At 52.6% G+C, this 20,686-nt stretch carries 15 protein-coding genes and 1 pseudogene; 8 read left to right on the forward strand and 8 right to left on the reverse strand.

The window, feature by feature from the left end; genetic code table 11:
- Positions 1-12 precede the first annotated feature (12 nt).
- From flgL to PHX60_RS00380, 4 genes are read right to left on the reverse strand one after another with little or no spacing between them, the layout of a single operon-like run.
- Complete coding sequence (gene flgL / locus PHX60_RS00365) at positions 13-1,419, reverse strand: flagellar hook-associated protein FlgL (RefSeq protein ID WP_300073016.1); 1,407 nt, start codon at positions 1,417-1,419, stop codon at positions 13-15.
- Between the two features lie 23 nt (positions 1,420-1,442).
- Positions 1,443-3,455, reverse strand: coding sequence for a flagellar hook-associated protein FlgK (gene flgK / locus PHX60_RS00370; RefSeq protein ID WP_300073019.1), 2,013 nt, complete (start codon positions 3,453-3,455; stop codon positions 1,443-1,445).
- Positions 3,456-3,480: 25 nt separating this feature from the next.
- The gene (flgJ, locus tag PHX60_RS00375; protein ID WP_300073022.1) at positions 3,481-4,404 is read right to left on the reverse strand and encodes a flagellar assembly peptidoglycan hydrolase FlgJ; all 924 of its coding nucleotides are present in this window, start codon (positions 4,402-4,404) and stop codon (positions 3,481-3,483) included.
- A 2-nt stretch (positions 4,405-4,406) separates the two neighbouring features.
- The gene (locus tag PHX60_RS00380; RefSeq protein ID WP_300073025.1) at positions 4,407-5,552 is read right to left on the reverse strand and encodes a flagellar basal body P-ring protein FlgI; all 1,146 of its coding nucleotides are present in this window, start codon (positions 5,550-5,552) and stop codon (positions 4,407-4,409) included.
- 597 nt (positions 5,553-6,149) lie between these two features.
- Here PHX60_RS00380 and PHX60_RS00385 point away from each other — a divergent pair.
- From PHX60_RS00385 to PHX60_RS00400, 4 genes are all read left to right on the forward strand, one after another.
- Positions 6,150-8,642 carry a hypothetical protein gene (locus tag PHX60_RS00385; protein ID WP_300073029.1) on the forward strand — a complete coding sequence of 831 codons (2,493 nt, stop codon included), beginning with the start codon at positions 6,150-6,152 and terminating at the stop codon, positions 8,640-8,642.
- Positions 8,643-8,773: 131 nt separating this feature from the next.
- Entirely contained in the window at positions 8,774-10,510 is a 1,737-nt protein-coding gene (locus tag PHX60_RS00390) for a tetratricopeptide repeat protein (protein ID WP_300073611.1), read from the forward strand.
- Positions 10,507-11,898, forward strand: coding sequence for a methyltransferase domain-containing protein (locus PHX60_RS00395; RefSeq protein WP_300073032.1), 1,392 nt, complete (start codon positions 10,507-10,509; stop codon positions 11,896-11,898). The genes PHX60_RS00390 and PHX60_RS00395 overlap by 4 nt, the downstream gene beginning before the upstream one ends.
- Before the next feature lie 15 nt (positions 11,899-11,913).
- On the forward strand, positions 11,914-12,585 hold the full coding sequence (locus PHX60_RS00400; protein ID WP_300073035.1) for a methyltransferase domain-containing protein: 672 nt from the start codon (positions 11,914-11,916) through the stop codon (positions 12,583-12,585).
- Position 12,586: 1 nt separating this feature from the next.
- Here PHX60_RS00400 and PHX60_RS00405 read toward each other — a convergent pair whose 3' ends face one another.
- A complete protein-coding gene (locus tag PHX60_RS00405; RefSeq protein ID WP_300073038.1) occupies positions 12,587-13,387 on the reverse strand; it encodes a hypothetical protein in 801 nt (266 codons plus the stop codon).
- A 46-nt stretch (positions 13,388-13,433) separates the two neighbouring features.
- Entirely contained in the window at positions 13,434-14,372 is a 939-nt protein-coding gene (locus PHX60_RS00410) for a glycosyltransferase family 2 protein (protein WP_300073041.1), read from the reverse strand.
- A 67-nt stretch (positions 14,373-14,439) separates the two neighbouring features.
- Between PHX60_RS00410 and PHX60_RS00415 the strand changes: the two are divergent.
- Positions 14,440-15,169: pseudogene (locus PHX60_RS00415) on the forward strand (IS1 family transposase).
- 107 nt (positions 15,170-15,276) lie between these two features.
- On the opposite strand, the gene PHX60_RS00420 reads toward PHX60_RS00415, so the two are convergent.
- Both PHX60_RS00420 and PHX60_RS00425 read right to left on the reverse strand, forming a co-directional pair.
- Entirely contained in the window at positions 15,277-16,647 is a 1,371-nt protein-coding gene (locus PHX60_RS00420) for an HlyD family type I secretion periplasmic adaptor subunit (protein ID WP_300073044.1), read from the reverse strand.
- A gap of 11 nt (positions 16,648-16,658) precedes the next feature.
- On the reverse strand, positions 16,659-18,806 hold the full coding sequence (locus tag PHX60_RS00425) for a peptidase domain-containing ABC transporter (RefSeq protein ID WP_300073047.1): 2,148 nt from the start codon (positions 18,804-18,806) through the stop codon (positions 16,659-16,661).
- Between the two features lie 94 nt (positions 18,807-18,900).
- Here PHX60_RS00425 and PHX60_RS00430 point away from each other — a divergent pair, with 94 nt between their 5' ends.
- The 3 genes from PHX60_RS00430 to ybeY all read left to right on the forward strand — a co-directional run bounded on the left by PHX60_RS00430 (position 18,901) and on the right by ybeY (position 20,686).
- Entirely contained in the window at positions 18,901-19,182 is a 282-nt protein-coding gene (locus PHX60_RS00430; protein ID WP_300073050.1) for a hypothetical protein, read from the forward strand.
- 64 nt (positions 19,183-19,246) lie between these two features.
- Positions 19,247-20,212, forward strand: a complete 966-nt coding sequence (locus PHX60_RS00435; protein ID WP_300073053.1) for a PhoH family protein — start codon at positions 19,247-19,249, stop codon at positions 20,210-20,212.
- Positions 20,213-20,227: 15 nt separating this feature from the next.
- Positions 20,228-20,686: an rRNA maturation RNase YbeY gene (gene ybeY, locus PHX60_RS00440; RefSeq protein WP_300073056.1), complete on the forward strand. Its 459-nt coding sequence runs from the start codon at positions 20,228-20,230 to the stop codon at positions 20,684-20,686.

Raw genomic sequence — 20,686 nt, forward strand, 5'->3', positions numbered from 1 at the left:
CTAGAACCTTTGTTAGGCCATGTAATTGAACAGCGAGGTCTTTTGTACCATAGAGTAAGACTTGAGTGCCGCTTCGTAGCCAGTTTGCAGTCCTTGAAATTTGGAAATACCATTGACCATGTCCAAATCTTCGGCGCGCGAGCGGTCGGCTTCTAACTGAATCGAGCGATTTTCTTGGTCGCCCATGATGCGGTCAGCGCGGTTGAGTAACTCACCGGCATAGCCACGCACGGTATGGATGCGCTCCATCGCTTTATCCAAATTGCCCAAGGCTTGTGCGCTGGCCTGAATGGCCGCATTGTTGTCGGTGGCCCCTTTGAGTTCGGCAATCGCGGTATCAATCACGCTAAAAAGGCCGCTCTTGGGTTGCAAGGTAAAGGTATCGCCATTGGCGGGGGCCAAGGTGATGGTGCCATCGACGGCCTTGGTGGGCGTGGCGTTGATGGTGAATTTCACGCCGGGGATAAATTTGCCCACGGCAGCATCTTCGTTGCCCACGCCAGCAGTGGCCTCGGCGGCGGCTTGCGAGATTTCGATGTTCAAAGGCTTATCTACCGGAAAATCGGCCAGCGTGACGGGTTCAAATTCCTCGCCCGTGGTAGTGTTGGTTAAGGTGTAGGTTGCTGTCAGAGTGCCAGCATCGGTGCCGGGGCCAACATTGCTAAACTGAATCGTGTAAGCATCCCCCGTGACAGCGCTCTGGTTCACCACCTCGACCGTACTGGTACCAATTTTGCGGTTGGGTGTAACCGCTGGGATTCTGGCTTCTGTGCCATCGACGGCACTCGGTGGCAGTTCGGTCAGGGTGCTGGCCTGAAAGGCCGCATGATAGACACCATCGCGCTCGGACTTGAAGGTAAAAGCGGCATCGCCATCCAAACCAATCGGAATATTGCTGCCGTTGGCGGCTACCTGTCCGGCCAAGCCGTCAAAGACGTAATCTAAACCCGACGACTGCGGCCCCAGCAGCGGCGATAGCCCACTGCCCAGCGCGGCAAACAGCGGCTGGCCGTTGGTGTCTTTGCGGCTCGACAGCTCAAACATTTGGTCGCGCAGACTTTGCAGTTGGTTGGCCAAGGTTTGCCGGTCTTTGGGGGTGTGGATGCCATTGCCCGCATTGACCAAAATTTCACGCACTTCTTGGCTCAGATTGACGGCCTGGCGCAAGGTGGACTCGGCTTGGGCAATTGAGTTGCGTTGCAAATCCAAGGCACGCTGTTCGGTTTGGATGCGGCTGATGCGTGTTAAAGCGCGTTCGGCTTGGGCAGCGGCTACGGGGTCATCGCTGGGCTTGACCACGCGCTTGCCCGAAGTTAAATTTTCTTGCAGGTTGGTCAGTTCGCTGTTGCGCTGGGTAATGTTACGCAAAGCGCTGTCATACTGATTGGCGGTACCGAGGCGGTAGATCGAGGTGCTCATGGTGGACTCCGTTCAGTGTGGGCTTAGCGGCCTACGGTTTGAATCAGGTTGTCAAAGATGTTTTGCGCGATTTGAATCATCTTGGCCGAGGCTTGGTAGGCTTGCTGGTATTGAATCAAGCGCGCGGCTTCTTCGTCCAAGTTCACCCCTGACACGGCGGCGCGTTCATTTTCTAAATTACCCGCAATGGTGGTGGACAGTTGCGCGGCAAATTGGGCGCTTTGGGTGCGGGTGCCAATTTGCGCCATCGCACCCGCAAAACCATCGGTCAGGCTGCCACCATCAAAAATTTTGGCATCGCGCAGGTTCATCAAGGCTTTGGCGTTGCCCGCATCGCGCACGTAGATGTCGCCATATTGTGGGTCTTTGGCATTGCCCACCACCACGGTGTCACCGGTTTTTGGCATCCCGTTGAGGGTGATTTCCCAGCCATCCACGCTGATGGTTTGCCCAGGGGTGTAGGTAAACGGGGCGGTCAGTGGGGTGGGTGGGTTGGTAGAAGTATCTACTGGACTGGCCGTATTGCCGGTCAAGGTAAAAGTAGTCGGCGAAGCTGTGGCATTGAAGGTCAGGGTCACGCCAGTGCCCGTAGGGGGCAAGGTCAATGCCGGATTGCCTGTGGCCTTGAGGCTCACCAATTGCAAAGAGCCGTCGTTGCTTGGCCCCATTGCGGCATTGATAGCATTGGCTGCAGCCAAATCACGTGGCGAAAACCGTGCCGCTTGCATTTGGTTGGCGGCATTTTGCAGCGGGTTAATCAAGAATTGGTCGCCGTCGCTGGCCCCTTCAAAAGCTTCGGTATCTGGAGCGGCGGCACCGTTGGTCAGCTTTAAGCCTTGGCCCAGCATCAGGGTATTGAGGTCATCGTTGTCAGTAAAGCTAAACACCTTGCCATCGGCTTGGCGTGTCACGGTGCCACCACCACCGACAAAGCGCACCACATAATTAGAAGGTTGCAGCTTGCTGGGGTCCACTACCTCCAAGCCCATCGTCAGGTCTGGGTTTGCATTGCGCTGGCCATTGACGGCATTGCCCAAGGCAATCGGGGTAAACAGATTCTCACCCAAGGCACCATCCAAGGTCAGGCCTTGGCGGTTTTGCAGGTTCAGGGTTTCACTGATAGAAACGGCCAAGCGCCCCAGCAGGTTGCGCCCTTCGGCCAAATCGTTGTTTTGAAAGCGCATCAAGGCCGATACTTCACCGCCGCCCAACACGGCTTCATTGAGTTCGATTTTTTGCGTGCTGCCTGCGGGCGTGAACAACAGTTTTTTCTGTGCGCCGTTGGTGTTAAAGTTTTGCGGGTCCCCTATCGACAGGCTACCGGCGCGGTCACCCATCACCAGTGGCTGGCTGTTGGCGACAAACAGCGTGACCGAGCCATCATCGGCGGCCACTTGCGAGGTTTGCACATACTGGTTGATGTCGCGGATGAGCTGGTCGCGCCGGTCGAGCAAATCATTGGCTTGTTGGCCCTTGCCCCGCGCCAAGGTAATCTGGCGGTTGACTTCGGCCATGTCTTTGGCCAAGTTATTCACCACATTGACACCGTTTTGGGTTTGATAATCCACCGTGGCAGCAATTTCGTCCATACGGCCAGAGGCATCGCGCATCCGCTTGGCGGTTTCGTCCATGCGCGTTAGCACCACGCCACGCGCGGTCAAATCGTTGGGGGCATTCACCACATCCGAGAGCGCATTCATCATGTCATTGATGGCAGCGCCCAAGCCCGAGGTACCGCCCGTAAACACATCTTGCAGTTGCTTGAGGCGGTCTAGGCGCACGGCATCGCCTGCTTGCACCGAGGCAGCGGCGCTGGCTTGGCGTGTGAGCAATTCGCTGTGGTTACGCAAAATGCCATCCACATCCACCCCGGTACCGATGTAGCCATCGATGGTAGAGTGGCTGGGCATGGTACGCAAAGACACCGTTTGGCGCGAGTAGCCTTCGGTGTTGACGTTGGCAATGTTGTGGCCAGCGGTCTGGATGGCGGTCTGGTTGACCTGCAAGGCGCGTGCGCCAACGTTCAAGAGGCTCATGGTTTAGCTCCTCACGGGTAGGAAATTAAGCCTGATCGCGCTGGGCGCGCAGGGCACTTTGGATGGCACCGCTGAGCTTGCGGGCATAGGCTGGGTCGGTGGCGTAGCCTGCTTTTTGCAGCGCGCTGGCATAGGCTTCAGCCGAGCCGGTTTGGGCGCGCGCCTGCTCATAGCGTGGGCTGTTGTTGATCAGGCGGGCGTAATCGCGGAACGAGTCTTCATAAGAGTCATAGGCGCGGAACTTGTCCACCACTTTGCGCGGTACGCCGTCGATGTATTCGGTCGTGACAATCTCTGCCACCTTGCCCGTCCAACCCTTGCCAGCTTTGATGCCAAACAGGTTGTGCGAGTTGCTGCCATCGCTGCCACGGATTTCGCTTTTGCCCCAGCCAGTTTCGTGGCCAGCTTGGCCCAACATGTAGGCGGCTGGAATGCCGCTTTCTTGCGCCACGCGCTCGGCGGCGGCTTCGTGGAAATCCACAAAATCATCGCGCCCTTTGGGTGCTGGGCCGGTGTTGGCCACCGCGTTGCTGGCCGCCGTGGGGCGCAAGGCGGCGGCACTTTGGCTGCTGCGCGCCAAACTCAGGGTAGAGGGCACCGCCAAGGTGGCATCGGCCCCACCCATTTGCCGCGACAGTTGGCGACTAATGGCCTCGGACAGGCCACCGGGCTGGCCCGACATCGTGACGGACAATTGCTGATCGAGTAAATCGGTACCCAAATCGGCTTGGCTGCTTTCCATCAGACCCGATTTCATCGTGGCTTCGCGCATACTCTTAATCATTTCGCGCATAAACAGCGATTCAAACTGCTTAGCGGCCTCTTTGGTGGAGGCAGCGCTGTTGTTACCAGCTTCATATTTGAGCTGATTGAGCGAGCGCACATCGGCGGCCAGTGCATTGGTGCCCAACGATGTGCCAGCAGAAGAGGGGGTGAGGGCCAGCGCCATGATCAGATAACCTCCAATTCAGCATTGAGCGCACCGGCGGCCTTGATGGCCTGCAAAATCGCCAACAGGTCTTGGGGTGTCGCGCCCAATTGGTTCAAAGAACGAATCACATCCGCCAATTGCGCCGAAGGTGGCACTTGAATCAGTGCGCCCGGCTCTTGGGTAATCTTGATGTCGGTTTTTTCCGTCACCACGGTTTGGCCCTGCGATAACGCATTGGGCTGGCTGACCTGCGGTGTCGAGCTGATGGTGATGGACAAATTGCCGTGGGCAATCGCGCAAGGCCCCAGCGTGACGGCTTGGTTCAGTACCACCGAGCCGGTGCGCGCATTAATCACCACTTTGGCTGCCGGGCTGCCGTTGTCGATAGTCAGCTCTTCTAAATCGGCAATAAAATTAACGCGGCTGCCGGGGTCGGTGGGGGCTTGCACCTGCACCGTGCGGCCATCCGTCGCTGTGGCCCGGCCAGCGCCCATTTTGTTGTTGATGGCTTGGGCTACCTTGCGCGCGGTTTGGAAATCTGAACTGTTCAGTCCCAAAGTGATAGAACCGCCTTCGTGCAGCGGCGTGGGGACGGCGCGTTCTACTTGCGCCCCTTGGGGGATACGTCCGGCACTCAGGTGGTTGATTTGCACTTTGCTGCCACCTTGAGCGGCCCCGGCACCTCCAACGACTATGTTGCCTTGCGCCAAAGCGTAAATCTCGCCATCGGCACCGCGCAGGGGGGTCACAATCAAGGTGCCGCCTTTAAGCGATTTGGCATTGCCCATCGACGAGACGCTGATGTCAATCATCTGACCGGGCTGGGCAAAAGCGGGCAATTGGGCCGTCACGACCACTGCCGCCACGTTTTTCAGTTGCAACTGTCCAGCGGCATTGGCGGGCAAGCTAATGCCCATTTGTTGCAGGTAGTTCTGCATCGCTTGGGTGGTGTAGGGCATCTGGGTCGTTTGGTCACCCGTGCCATCTAAACCCACCACCAAGCCATAGCCGGTCAGTTGGTTGCTACGCACACCCTGCACGGCAGCCACCTCTTTGATGCGCAAGGCATGGGCGGGCAGAGCGGTACACAGGGCCAACATCAGCACCCCCAGCCAGCGTGGGGCCACCAAACGTTGGGACAGAGAGGGGGAGGTGACAGCATTCATGCCGTCGATTGTGGAATCAGTCCCCTTGGGCAAAATGGCGGAAAAGCGGGGGGTTGACCGGCTATTTAATCAAGTTGAGGCACTCATGCTGCGGCTAAAGTGCAGCTAACTTGGGTCTTTCGGCTGAGACCTTAGGTAGAACTTAAGTTCTTACAACACTTGCCGATACCAAAGATGGCCTTACTTGGCAAATTATGGTTTGGATGCTAAAGTAAGGCAGACTATCGAACCAACTCCTTCTGTGCTTGGGCTGTTACCGGTCAAATTTGTACAGAAATTCAGCTCTTGAAAGGAGCATGTATGACTATCGTTACATCATTCACCACCGCCCAAGTCAGAGGGCTAACTCCAACGCAAATCGCTGCTCTAACCACAGCTGAATTCGATGAGTTGAGTCCCAGTCAGTTAGGTGTACTCACCTCAGGACAGTTGGCAAGCGTCACTACAGCACAGTTGGCTACGCTAAGTTCTGCGGACATCCCAAACCTCTCTACTGCGGCCATTCCAGGCTTGGTAGCAGGATCTCTGACATCGAACCACACGATCGGGATGATCCCGGCACAGGTCAAGGCACTGACCTCGGCACAGGTGTCACTGATGAGTACAGCCGCCTTTGACGGCTTGACATCGGCCAACCTGAGCGGTCTGACCTCGGTTCAAACACGGGCTATGAACTCAGCGCAGCTCGCCACCATCAATTCGGCAGAAATTGCCAGCCTGTCCACCTCGGCCATTAGAGGCCTAGACGCGGCAGCGGCTCCCGGCTTGGGTTCATCGCAGACCAGCGGGATGATCCCGGCACAGGTCAAGGCACTGACCTCGGCACAGGTGTCACTGATGAGTACAGCCGCCTTTGACGGCTTGACATCGGCCAACCTGAGCGGTCTGACCTCGGTTCAAACACGGGCTATGAACTCAGCGCAGCTCGCCACCATCAATTCGGCAGAAATTGCCAGCCTGTCCACCTCGGCCATTAGAGGCCTAGACGCGGCAGCGGCTCCCGGCTTGGGTTCATCGCAGACCAGCGGGATGATCCCGGCACAGGTCAAGGCACTGACCTCGGCACAGGTGTCACTGATGAGTACAGCCGCCTTTGACGGCTTGACCTCGGCCAACCTGAGCGGTCTGACCTCGGTTCAAACACGGGTTATGAACTCAGCGCAGCTCGCCACCATCGGTTCGGCAGAGATTGCCAGCCTGTCCACCTCGGCCATTAGAGGCTTGAACGCGGCAGCGGCTCCCGGTTTGGCTAGCTTGCAGACCAGTGGGATGAACGAGGGACAGGTTAGGGCACTGACCTCGGCACAGGTGTTACAGATGAGTACGGCCGCCTTTGACGGCTTGACCTCGGCCAACCTGAGCGGTCTGACCTCGGTTCAAACACGGGCTATGAACTCAGCGCAGCTCGCCACCATCGGTTCGGCAGAGATTGCCAGCCTGTCCACCTCGGCCATTAGAGGCTTGAACGCGGCAGCGGCTCCCGGCTTGGGTTCATCGCAGACCAGCGGGATGAACGAGGGACAGGTTAAGGCACTGACCTCGGCACAGGTGTTACAGATGAGTACGGTCGCCTTTGACGGCTTGACTTCGGCCAGCCTGAGCGGTCTGACCTCGGTTCAAACACGGGTTATGAACTCAGCGCAGCTCGCCGCCTTCGGTTCGGCAGAAATTGCCAGCCTGTCCACCTCGGCCATTAGAGGCTTGAACGCGGCAGCGGCTCCCGGCTTGGCTAGCTTGCAGACCAGCGGGATGAACGAGGGACAGGTTAGGGCACTGACCTCGGCACAGGTGTCACTGATGAGTACGGCCGCCTTTGACGGCTTGACCTCGGCCAGCCTGCGCGGTCTGACCTCGGTTCAAACACGGGTTATGACCGCAGTGCAGCTCGCCACCATCAATTCGGCAGAAATTGCCAGCCTGTCCACCTCGGCCATTAGAGGCCTGAACGCGGCAGCGGCTCCCGGCTTGGATTCATCGCAGACCAGCGGGATGAACGAGGGACAGGTTAAGGCACTGACTTCGGATCTAATTGCCCAACTTTCTACTCTGGCGTTTAGTGGGCTAACTCCCGCGCATCTAACCACTGCACAGATCAAGGCGTTAACTGATCCACAGATTGACACTTTGACAACAACAGAACTTGCCACACTGAGTCAAGCACAGATGGTCGCCTTCACCGATACGCAAAAAGCGGGGATGGATACTGCACAAACCGGTGCTCTCATGTCATCTCCCATTGTGCTTGACTTGAACGGTGACGGCGTGCGCACTGTCTCGGTGGCCGAGGGCGTGCAGTTTGCTCTGGGCACCGATGGCCTGTTGCGCCAAACTGGTTGGGTGTCACCTGCCGACGGTCTGTTGGTGCGTGATCTCAATGGCGATGGCATCATCAACAATGGCCGCGAGCTGTTTGGTACCGCCACTGAACTCAGCCCCGGTGTCACCGCCGTAGATGGCTTTGCCGCCTTGCGCGCCCTTGATAGCAATGGTGATGGCCGTATCACCTCTGCCGATGCCGCCTTCTCTGAATTGGCTGTCTGGAAGGATGGCGATGGCAACGGCATCACAGGCGCTGGTGAGCTGGTGAGCCTGCAAGACGCTGGTGTCGCTGCGCTGCATTTGGACGCTAAAGTCTCCACCGAGACAGACAACGGCAACTTGTTGGGCTTGGTTTCGTCCTACGAAACCACCGATGGCACCCAGCGCGATTTGGTCGATGTCTGGTTTGTTCAAGGGGATGTTGCAGCCGATTCCTTGCGCGCCGCCGTCAGTGACCTGACCGAATCCTTGGGCAGTTATCTCGACAACGGCACAGGAGGAGCAGCAGGGGGCGGAGATTCGGCTCTGCAAGGCAACAATACGCCATCCTCCACCTTGGCCGAAGCCGGTAGCCCGAACAACAACGCGCCAGCGACTCCCGCAGCGCTACTGACACCGTTGTCGGACTACTACCGCAGTGCTGGTGCAGGGTTCGTTCCGGGTTCCGAGGCTGGTACCAATTTGGTCGGCTTGTTGTCCGGTACTGGCTCACAGACCTCGCCATTGTCATCCGCACCGTTGGCAGCGGTGGATACGATCAAGGTCAAGTAGGCCGAGCTGTGATCCACGACCAGCCACTTCGGTGGCTGGTTCACAACGGGCTGTACCTTGATCGGGACAGCCCGTTTTTCTTGTTATTTTGATTGTCTATGCCTGTATCTTCACTCTCTCTCAATGACCTGATGGCGCAGGCCGATGCTTTGCAACAACAAAAGCTGGTAGATCAAGCCATTACCTTGTACCAGCAGTGGCTGCTGACACACGATGCCGATCCCTTGCGCTTGGTGGCGTGGTTTAATCTGGGTGTTTTATTAAGTGACAAACAACGCATTGCCGAAGCCCAAGCAGCTTACGAACAGGCGATACAACTTAACCCCGATTTTTTTCAGGCGCGCTTAAATTTAGCGCATACGCTAGAAAATCAAGGTCAGCGGCAAGAGGCCATTAAACGATGGCAACAAGTATTAACCGATTTAGAAAAAACCGGTTCATCCGATCAAGCCATACAGCTACATGCTCTCAATAATACTGCGCGAGCCTTAGAGTTAGAACATCGCTTTGATGAGGCTGAAGCCTATATGCTGCGTAGCCTGCAAGTTGATCCGACACAATCGCCAGTATTGCAGCATTATGTGCATGTAAGGCAAAAACAATGTGCTTGGCCAGTTTATCGGCCCGTAGCTGATGTCACTGTCAACCAGCAGTTACTGGCCACCTCTGCATTGGCTATGCAGGCTGCTTACGATGACCCCGCAGTGCAATTATTGGCAGCGCGCGAGTTTGTCCATGCCAAAGTCCAAGCAGCAGCACCTCGTCGGCCACCACGGCAACGGGCACCTGGCGAGCGCATTCGGGTCGGCTACCTTTCGGGCGATTTGTGTATGCACGCGGTAGGCTTGCTCACCGTAGAGCTGTTTGAACTGCATGACCGCCAGCAATTTGAAGTATTTGGTTTTTGTTGGTCGCGTGACGATGGTTCACCTTTGCGCGAACGTATTATCCGCGCCTTTGATCACCATATTCGGATTGGTCATTTGGATGACAATGCCGCAGCACAATTGATTGCCGCCTGTGGTATTGATATTTTGGTGGATTTACAGGGACTCACTTCTGGAGCGCGGCCTAATATTTTGGCCCAACGTCCGGCACCGGTGCAAATCAGCTACTTAGGTTTGCCTGCTACCTGCGGTATGCCTGCTATTGATTATATTTTGGCTGATGCGTTTGTGTTCCCCCCAGAACTCGAACCTTTCATGACCGAAAAACCCTTGCGGATACCCCACTGCTACCAAGTCAGTGACCGCCAACGCAGCGTCGGCCCTGCCTTGACCCGGGCCAGTTGTGGCTTACCAGAAGATAAATTTGTTTTTACCTCATTCAATAACAATTATAAATTTACGCAAGAAATGTTTAGCACTTGGATGCGTATCCTCGACCAAGTTCCAGACAGCGTGCTGTGGCTACTGGCGGATAACCCTTGGGCAGAAGCTAACATGAAAAAGCAAGCACAGGCTTGCGGCGTGGATACAGCCCGTTTGGTTTTTGCAGCGCGCGCTACACCAACTGAATACATGGCCCGCTTGCAGTTGCCAGACTTATTTTTAGATACTTTCCCCTATAATGCAGGCACTACGGCGAATGATATTTTATGGATGGGAACACCTATTTTGACTTATTCCGGAAAAAGTTATATTTCACGCATGTGTGGTAGCCTGTTAACGGCAGTAGGGTTACCAGATTTAATCACTTATAGCTTGGCAGACTATGAAGAAAAAGCGGTACAACTGGGCATAAACCCACGCAGACTGGCAAGCTACCGGCGTTATCTTAACGAATTCCGCCAGCAGAGTGACTTATTTGATATACCACAGCTGGTCAAAGACATAGAGCAAGCCTTTCTTTTTAAGGTTCAGTCATGATAGAAATTGTAAGTGCTACCCGTTGGTCAGAAGAAGAATTCTGGAAAAATTCGGCACTTGGAATATCTTTAAGTCGGTTGTTTTTCGATCAACGGATCAAACACTGGATTGCCTTTAAAAATAGAAAAGGTTTACCAGAAATATTTAACCAACGCATCCATGCAGAAAATGACATAGAAATTATCGTTTTCATCCATGATGATGTATGGATCGACGATTTTTTTCTCGCAGACCGAATTCTCGATGCAGTTAAATCGTACGATATTTTTGGCGTGGTTGGCAACAAAAATAGAAAACATCTACAACCATCTTGGGCCTTTATAAATACTTCCGGCACTTGGGACATCCAAGAAAATCTGAGTGGGGCTGTCGCCCACGGAGATATACCTTTTGGCAAGGTAGGTTATTTTGGCCCATCTCCCGCCGAGTGTGATTTATTAGATGGGGTGCTGATAGCAGTTAGCAAATCAAGCCTCAAAAGAACAAAAATCCAGTTTGACGAAATTTTCGATTTTCACTTTTATGATGTGGATTTTTGTATTACTGCACAGCAGCAAGGACTGAAAATTGGAACTTGGCCGCTTGCCATCACCCATCAAAGCACTGGAGGATATGGCATCAATTGGCTCAACGCGTATCAGATTTTTTGTAAAAAATGGAGCATCATTCCGCCAGAATCTGGTACTACTGGTCAAAAAATTTCTTTAGCACAAAATATGAAACAAACACCAGCCCACAACCTCATTAACAACGAGTTAATGGCTATGATCCCTGCGGGAACACGTCGCATTGTCGATGTTGGTTGCATGCATGGTCAAATGGCCCATGTTTATAAAAATATCAATCCCACCGTTCACTACACTGGTATTGATATAGATAAAGACTATGCTGAAGTAGCAAAGCAGCATTGTGATAATGCCTTCGCAGCAGATATTGAAAAATTAACCCCCTCAGAATGGGATCAACTCTTCCCTTCAGATTGTTGGATTTTCGGGGATTGCCTAGAGCACCTACGTGATCCTTGGGCCATCTTGAAGAAAATCAGAAGTTGTATCGATTCTGACGGCTGTGTGCTGGTATGTATCCCTAATGCCCAACATTGGGGAGTGCAAATGCGTTTGCTATCAGGACAGTTTTATTATGAAGATAGTGGCCTGCTGGATAGAACCCATCTACGCTGGTTTACCAGAGAAACCATGTTAGCGATGTTTCAGAAAACAGGCTGGGCAGTCACGGCTGGTCTGACCAGAACGTTAGGGCCTTTCTCTGAGCAAGAACCAGTTCTACAAGGCATACGTGCTTTTGCCACTGCCTGTGGCCTAGATCCTGAAATGGCTATGGCAGATGCTTTGCCGTTTCAATACATGTTTAAATTGGTTCCTGCATAATTATTAGGCATTGCAATGAAACAAACCCCTGCACATGATATGGTCAATTATGATTTATTGAACCTCATTCCTGTTACTGCACGCAGAATTGTGGAAGTAGGCTGTATGCACGGACAAATGGCCAGAGAGTACCTTCTCCGCAATCCTACTGCTAATTATGTTGGTATAGATATTGATCCAGATTACGCCAAGGTTGCAGAGCAATTCTGTACACAAACCTTCTCAGGAGATATAGAATCGATCAATTCAGAAAAATTTAGCCAACTATTTCCCAGTGATTGTTGGATTTTTGGCGACTGCTTGGAGCACTTGCGGGATCCGTGGTCTTTATTAAAGAATATTAGAAGCAACATTGACCAAGATGGCTGCTTACTGGCCTGCATTCCAAATGCACAGCATTGGAGTGTGCAATGGCGATTGCTGTCTGGAAAATTCCACTATGAAGACAGTGGTTTGATGGATAAAACGCACTTGCGCTGGTTAACCCGCACTACTATGGTAGATATGTTCACCTCTACCGGCTGGAAAATAGAAAATCTCTTTGATCGTATTCCGAACGAAATTCCCTTTCAGGCTTTTGCTCTCAAGGGACTAGAAGATTTTGCAAGAATTTGTGGATTTGATGTGAATACAGCCAAGCACGACGCTATGCCGATTCAGTACATTTTTAAAGTAGTTCCGGCTTAAATTAAGAATTAAAAACGGTGTTCCGAATATGAGAATAAGCATCTATATATTCTGAAAACCCTTGCTCTTTAAAAGCCATTTTAAGTGCATCACAGACGATGGCTTCTTGCCGAAACTGGCCCAACTTAGTGGCAGACCATGCAAACTCAAACGGATCTTTGGTCTTGGTTCGCCATTTTTTCTGCATCGTCAATATCAATGAAGCGATTCCCTCCATGATGAATATTTTTCGTTGTGCATTGGGATAGTTGGTCGCTTGTGTGAGCTTGGCTTTCAGTGGGCTGTCCGCACCCTCACAGATAGAAAAAAGCTGCTCATTAATGAGTAACCATTGACGCCAAAAATCAGCCTTAGCAACAAAATAGTTGGAAAAAACAATTTCTCTGGAATCCATAATGATGGCTCTGAGATTGACGTGTATTCCTATAGTGGCTAAAAACTCCTCACAGGCATCAATTTTCCCGGGATTAAATATTTCACCACCTTCAAACACATTGATAAAAAAAGCGCCAATATCTGGCTGGGGTGAAAAAAGAAAAACGTCGGCATCATCACTATTGATACTCACAAAATTGAAGACATCCGTGTAACTTAACCCTGTTTTCTGAGAAAATTTTGGAGAAAAGAATCCATAAAATACATTGTCATCCAGCGGATGATTGAGCAAAAAATGACGAATTGGCCAATACTCAAACCAGTCGGGGCGTTCATTCTTCAAATTATTCAATACAGGAAACCCCGCAGGGGCCTGTTGCAAGGTTTCAGTGGAATATGCAATGTGGTGTAAGTGAATTTTTTTCATCAAAAATCAAGAATTTTGGTTTAACAAATCAAATGAAAGAAATTTTTTATTTATGTTTTTGTCTAATAAAGATAATTTCTTCAATAAGTTGAGATATATATTTATCAAGTCTTTCGATGGTTGATAAGTTTGCCAAATGCTGGTATTTCAACTCTTGATTGCCAATAATTTTAATTGGATCGAAAGCAATTTTAAATTCATCCAAAGATGAGGGGTCTTGACCGTAAATCAAAGAAAATTTGATAATTTCTTCTTTTGATAAATCATAGCCATTACTTCTTATTTCGTTAGATAAATAAATCCAGTGCAGTGCCTCTCCACTAAGTTTGTTCGACTTCAATGCTATGCTATGAGAGTTTAATAGTAGTTTAGCGATGGCCTGCTCTTTGCTTCGGATTGGTATGTGTGCTAATTTTGATTTGATAGGATATATTTCCCATTGACCACCAAGAATAGATTGAATTCGATGGTTTCCGGCCCATACTTGGCAATCTCCGAAGAGGTCTTTAGGAACGATAGATTTATAATGAACTACACCTTCAGGATCTCGCCTATGCGTCATGTGGGTGGTAATATTTAAATCTTTGTTAACTGCCTCAAAATTGGGCATATATGTTTTCCAACCTATTCCTGGATAAAATCCAGCAGGACACATTGCAAGTTCATTGGAGAAATAATTTTTTGATTCTGCATCAATAAATTCATCTGCATCCAGTAAAACACAAAAATCGAAATTTCTCTCGTCTATGGCAAGTTGATTGATGGCTGCATTAAAAATAATCTCTTGTTGGTGATCTTTCGCTGGGAAGGTTTTGATATCTATGTTTAAACCTTCGTTCTTCAAGAGTAAAAGAATTTCCAAGGTTTTATCAGTGCTACAGTTGTCAACAACCAAGAGATGATCAAGGTAGTTTAGGTTATGTCTCACAAACGATTCAATGATGTCTGCTTCATTGCGTACACAGGTAATTCCAGTAATAAGCATTTTTAGATTTAATTGTTCTGTTGGGTAGTGGTGAAATCACAAATAATTGATTATTTTAAGAAATTTAATGATTGAAGAAAAAATTATTTATCTCTGCCGTTCATGCAAAAGTGACAACCTTGTAAAAAATGGGCGCTCCATGAGTGGAAAGCAGCAGTACATCTGTAAGGCATGTGGATGTAGTGGTGGTGTCAATCCTAAGGAGAAATACAGTGAATAAGAGAAAGAAAAAAAATAATTAACGCTTACTTTGAGCGCCCCAGCATGAGAGGCATTGAGCGTATATTTGGCGCAACTCGTCCCACACTCACAAAATGGTTAAAAAAGCTAATCTTGAGCCAGCGATAGAGGATACATTACAGCCTGCCAAGCACGAAGATGTTTTAGAGCTTGATGTGGTCTGGTCGTTTGTACACCAGCGCACCAATAAACGGTGATTGTGGATTGCTCTGTGCCGCCGCACTAGTAGGCAGGTGGTAGCCTATTTTATTGGAGACCGTAGCGAACTTAGCTGTAAGGCGTTATGGGAACAAATACTAGAAATTTATCGTAAATTGCACACCTATAGTGACTTTTGGAATGCTTACAAAAAAGTTTTTCCCGAGGAAACCCACAGTAGCGTTGGAAAATAATCTGGTGAAACAAGCCATGTTGAACGCTGGAATAACATCCTACGACAATGGGTTTCGCGCTACACTAGAAAAACTTTGTCGTTCTCTAAATCTGATAAATTTCACAACCTTGTCACTCATCTTTTTATACGAAAGTGCAATTTAAATTTTTTATTTAGAAGTTAATAATTTAAAAAATAAAAACATTTGAAATTTTACCACTACTAATTCTTGATGAGCTACAGCATGATAATTTTTAAAAATTTGTTGCAACATATTTTTACTTGAAAATTTCAAGGCTCTCGAATTGCTTCATCCAGCCCCCGCATTACCGGGTACATCACATACGACATCACGGTGCGCTTGCCCACCACAATTTCTGCACTGAGCGACATCCCAGGAATGAGGGGCGCATTGCGTGGCAGGTTGCGTAATTCATTCTTTTGCAATATGGCCCGGCCCAAATAGTAAGGGGCATTGGCTTGACCGCTCAAGCTGTCTTTGGTGAAGGCATCTTGCCCCAGTTTTTCCAATTCACCTTGAATCAGACCATGTTTTTGGAACGGAAAGGCATCAATTTTGAGGCGCACCGGGTCATGCAGTTTGACGTAGCCTACATCCTGTGCCGCAATTTGCATTTCTGCTTGCAGGGTTTCGCCCAAGGGCACCAAGGTAATCAGCGGTTCAGCCTCGCGAATCACCGAGCCGGTGGAGCGGGCAGCCACTTCTTGCACTACTGCATCGTGGGGGGCAATCAGTTCAATCATGCGGCTGCGGCGTTCTACTTTTTTCAGTTGTTCCGCGATGGTATCGCGCTCGCGGCGCACTGTCACCAGCTCTTCGGTGGCTTTTTGTTGCCATTCGCGTATGAAGGCATCTTTTTCGGCTTCGGCACCGGCCAGTTCTTTTTTCAGTTCTAAACTGCGGTTGCGGGCGCTGATGAGTTCGCGCTCGACTTCTTGGCGGCGTTCACGGCTTTCCAACAGTTTCATGTTCGACTGGAATTGCTGCGCCGTGAGCTTTTCGTTCATGGCCTCAATATCGCGCAACGATTGCACCCGTGCGGTCAGGCTTTGCACGTCATGGCTGTTGGTTTGGATGGCAGCTTTGGCGCGGTCAATGCTTTCATCCAAGCGCGATAAGCGGGCGCGGTAGCTGGCCAAGCGCTCGTTTTGCAAGCGCCATTGCAGCAGTTCATCGGGGTTTTGGCTGGCTGGGGGTGCCGTAGTTACGCTGTTTCTGAATCCCGCTTGTTCGCGCTCCATGCGCTGCACTTGGGCCTCTAGGCTGTTAAAGCGGTCTTGGGATTGGGCTAAATCGGCGTTGATAAAGGTGGGGTCTAACACGGCCAGCACCTGCCCTTTTTTCACGATTTGGCCCGGTTGCACATGCAGGGCGGCAATTTGTGCGGTTTCTAGCGGTTGCAGTACGGTATTGGGTTGTCCTGTCACCAGTTTACCGCGTGCCGTGACGATTTGATCGACTTCAAACACGCTGGCCCACACAATGGCCGTAACGATTAAACCCAGCAGAATATAGATGGTGACCGACATGCCGCCGGGGGGAGGTGTCTTCTCTAGGGCTTCGGCATCGGGCAGAAAGGCCACCGTCCAATCCTGCACGGCGGGTGCAGGTGCAGGACTGGCCTTGGCTGTGGACGGCACAGCGGCAGGGCTTACATGTGGCTGGTTTGTTGGTTCCATAGCTGTGTGTAGGGTTCGCAACGGCCCAGCAGTTCTGTGTGGCGGCCTGCATCGGATAAGCTGCCACGTTCAAAAACAAAAATTTGATCCGAATGTACCAAAGTAGATAAGCGGTGGCTGACGATGATGACAGTACGCCCAGCGGCGATGCGGCCCAGATTGCGAATAAAGATGGCCTCGCTTTCGGGGTCCAGGGCGCTGGAGGCTTCATCCAAAATCAAAATGCGCGGTGCGGGCAGCAGCGCACGGGCAATCGCCAAGCGCTGGCGTTGACCGCCCGAGAGGTTGGAGGCGTTTTCTTCCAGCAGGGTGTCGTAGCCTTGGGGTAGGCGCTCGATAAACTCATCGGCCCCAGCGGCTTGGGCAGCGGCCACAATCAGCTCAAAGCTGGCATCGGGGCGGGCCATCGCGATGTTCTCGCGCACGGTGCCTCGAAACATGAAGTTGTCTTGCAACACCACGCCAATGCTGCGGCGCAGGTGGGCTAGGTCAATTTCGCGGATGTCAATGCCATCAAAGCGAATCACGCCTTCTTGTACCGCGTACAGCCCTTGAATCAGGCGGGTAAAGGTGCTTTTGCCCGAGCCACTGCGCCCCACCACGCCGACCACGGTGCCGGGGTCTATGTTCATTTGGATGCGGTCTAGCGCCGTCATGGCTGCGCCGGGGTAGCGGAAGGTGACAGCATCGAGGCCAATTTGCCCCTTGAGTACCGGGCGCAGGCCGCCGGACGATTTGCGCTCGGGCGGGTGGTTCATCACTTCGCCCAGCATTTTGACCGACAGCGCGGTTTCTTGGTATTGGTGTACCAAACCCACAATTTGCACCAACGGCCCGACCACGCGGTTGGACAGCATCTGAAAGGCAATCAAGCCGCCCACGGTCAACTCTAGGCTAAACACATCCATCGCCCCAATGGTGATGATGCTGACCATCATTAACTTCTCTAGCAAATTGGTGATGGTGGCGGCAGTGAGCGACATGCGCCCAACACCAAAGTGCATTTGGATGGTGGTAGCGGTGCGCTGCTCCCAGACTTTGCGCTGTTTGGGTTCAATCGCCAAGGATTTGACGGTACGCATCCCGTGGATGGTTTCAATCAACATGGACTGGCGCGTGCCCTCGGCGGTATAAAGGGCTTGCAAGCGCTTATTGAAGGGCTTAATCAGCGCCAGCACCACCAAGGCCATCATGACAGAAAAGCCAAACACCACCAGCGCCAGCTTGGTGCTGTACGAGGCCAGCAGCGGAATAAACAAAATCAGGCCAATGGAGTCTAGCGCGGTAAAGAACAGTTGCCCGGTCAGAAAACTGCGGATAGCTTGCACCTGCTGCATGTGGCGTGCAATCACCCCGGCGGTGTGGCTCTCAAAATAATCAATCGGCAATGAGAGCAAATGGCTGAAGGTGCGTTTGGACAGGCGCACGTCCATGACGTTGGTGGCGTGCAGCAGCAAATATTGGCGCACAAAGCTAAAGATGGCCTCAAACAGCATCACCCCGACGATGGCCACGGCCAACACGGTCAGGGTAGAGTAGCTTTGGTGTACCAGCACCTTGTCAATCACCAACTGCGAAAAAATAGGCATCCCCAGCCCGAGCAGTTGCAGCATGATGGCGGCAATGGCAATATCCCGAAAGGCTTTGCGTTGGCGAAAAATCTCGGGAATAAACCAGCGCAGGCCAAAGGGTTGGTCGGCATCAAGCCAAGCGTATTGGCGTTTGAGCAGCACCAAGCTGCCGGACCACAGCGCGGTCAGTTCGGCTTCGCCCCAGAGGCGCACGCGCCGGGCGGGGTCTTGCGGGTCTAGGACGGCGACTTTGCGTTGCTGGTCGGCGGGGTCGGTCTCTACCCCAGCAATGATGAGCGAATGGCCATCGTGCTTGCGCGCCAGCATCGGAAACACGCCCTGAAACTGTACCAAGCTGGCCCAGTTGGTTTGTACGGTTTTGGCTTGCAGGCCGATGTCATTGGCCATGCGGCGCAGCAAAGCATCGTCTGGCTCGCTGGCGGGCAAGGCGTACTCGTGGATCAGGCGTTCAGGCAGGGCCTGAATACCGTGGTGTTGGGCAACCACTGTCAGGCACTGCACAGTGGAATGGCTATAGGCAACGCTCATGGCAGGTAATGTAGCCGAAAGTGGTGCGTGTCTATCGCAAACTCGGCCACTGCATTACAGTAGAACATCGTTTTGCACCTTGAAGGAGCTTGCCATGCAACGATTTTTTCTGCGGCTTGCCGCTATTGCGGCCATCAGCACCTTGGCCGGTTGCGTGGTGGCTCCTGCACCCGACCGTGGCACCGTTTATTACCAGCGCACCGCCCCCGCGTCCTATGAGCAACAAGCGCCCGTTTATTATTACGAGCCTGCACCCAGGGTGGAGTATGTCGGGCCGCCGCTGTGGCCCTTGCTGTGGTTTGGGGCGGCTTGGCACTGGTCAGGGCATCGGCACTCTGGCTACCGGGGTTACCGTGGCGGTGGGCGGCGGCATTAAAGCGCATGTTGTGCTTGCTGGTTCTCTATGATGGTGCCCCTGCCTCCATCAGCTACCCTGCACCGTGATTCTTCGCCACACTTTTATCCCCCACAACAATACCCGTCTAACGCACCTGTGCGGCCCGGCGGATGCCCATCTGCGTACCATCGAGGCCGCCTTGCAGGTCAGCATTGCCCACCGGCATGAACAGTTCAAAATTGATGGCCACAAAGCCCGCGCCACCCAAGCGCTAGAACTGCTGCAAGCGGTCTATGAGCTGGCCGACCGCCCCATCACCGAGGACTACCTGCAACTGATGTTGGCAGGCGATAGCGCCATGAACGAGGCCGCCAGCACGGCCCCCACCCTGAGTACCCGCCGCGCCGATTTGCGCGCGCGCACCCCCACCCAAGCGATGTACCTTGAGAACATCGCCACACATGACATCACCTTTGGGATTGGGCCAGCAGGTACGGGCAAAACCTATTTGGCCGTGGCCTGTGCGGTGGATGCGCTAGAACGCAGCAGCGTGCAGCGCATTGTGCTGACGCGCCCGGCGGTGGAAGCGGGTGAACGGCTGGGATTTTTACCGGGCGATTTAGCGCAAAAGGTGGACCCCTATCTGCGCCCGCTCTACGATGCTCTGTATGAGCTAATGGGCTTTGACAAGGTGCAAAAAGCCTTTGAGCGCAACGCCCTAGAGATTGCGCCGCTGGCTTTTATGCGTGGGCGCACGCTCAACAATGCGTTTGTGATTTTGGACGAGGCACAAAACACCACCCCCGAGCAGATGAAAATGTTCCTCACGCGCATTGGCTTTGGTGCCAAGGCAGTAGTCACGGGTGATGTGAGCCAAATTGACCTGCCCAAAGGCGCGATGAGCGGCCTGATTGAGGCCGAGCGCGTACTCAAGCGCGTCAAGGGCATTGCCGTGACCCGCTTTACCAGCGCCGACGTGGTGCGCCACCCGCTGGTGGCGCGGATTGTGGATGCCTACGATGCGGCTGGTCGTCCGGCTGCAACCCGTGCGCGCAATAGCGCACTTTGAACCCTTTTTTCTGCTATGTCCTTGCCTGCCCTGACTTTTTCCCTGCAATTTGCCCGCTTTGATGGCGTGGCCCAGCACCGCGCTGCTTTGCCGCGCCACAAAGTGATGCGTTGGGTGCGCCACGCCTTGGCCAGCGATGCCGAAATCACGGTGCGGATTGTCGATACCAAAGAAGGCCAACAACTCAACCGCGCTTACCGCGAAAAAGATTACCCCACCAACGTGCTAACGTTTGACTATGCCCAAGAGCCGGTCATACTGGCCGATTTGGTGTTGTGCGCCCCGGTGGTCGAGCGCGAAGCGCGCGAGCAAAATAAATCGCTACAAGAACACTATGCCCATTTGCTGGTGCATGGTACGCTGCACGCCCAAGGCTGGGACCACGAAACCAGCGAGCAAGATGCACAGGAGATGGAAGCCTACGAAACCGAAATCCTGCGCGGCTTGGGCTTTACCGACCCCTACGCCACCTGA

The sequence above is a fragment of the Giesbergeria sp. genome, assembly GCF_028686475.1.
Taxonomy (GTDB): Bacteria; Pseudomonadota; Gammaproteobacteria; order Burkholderiales; family Burkholderiaceae_C; genus Simplicispira.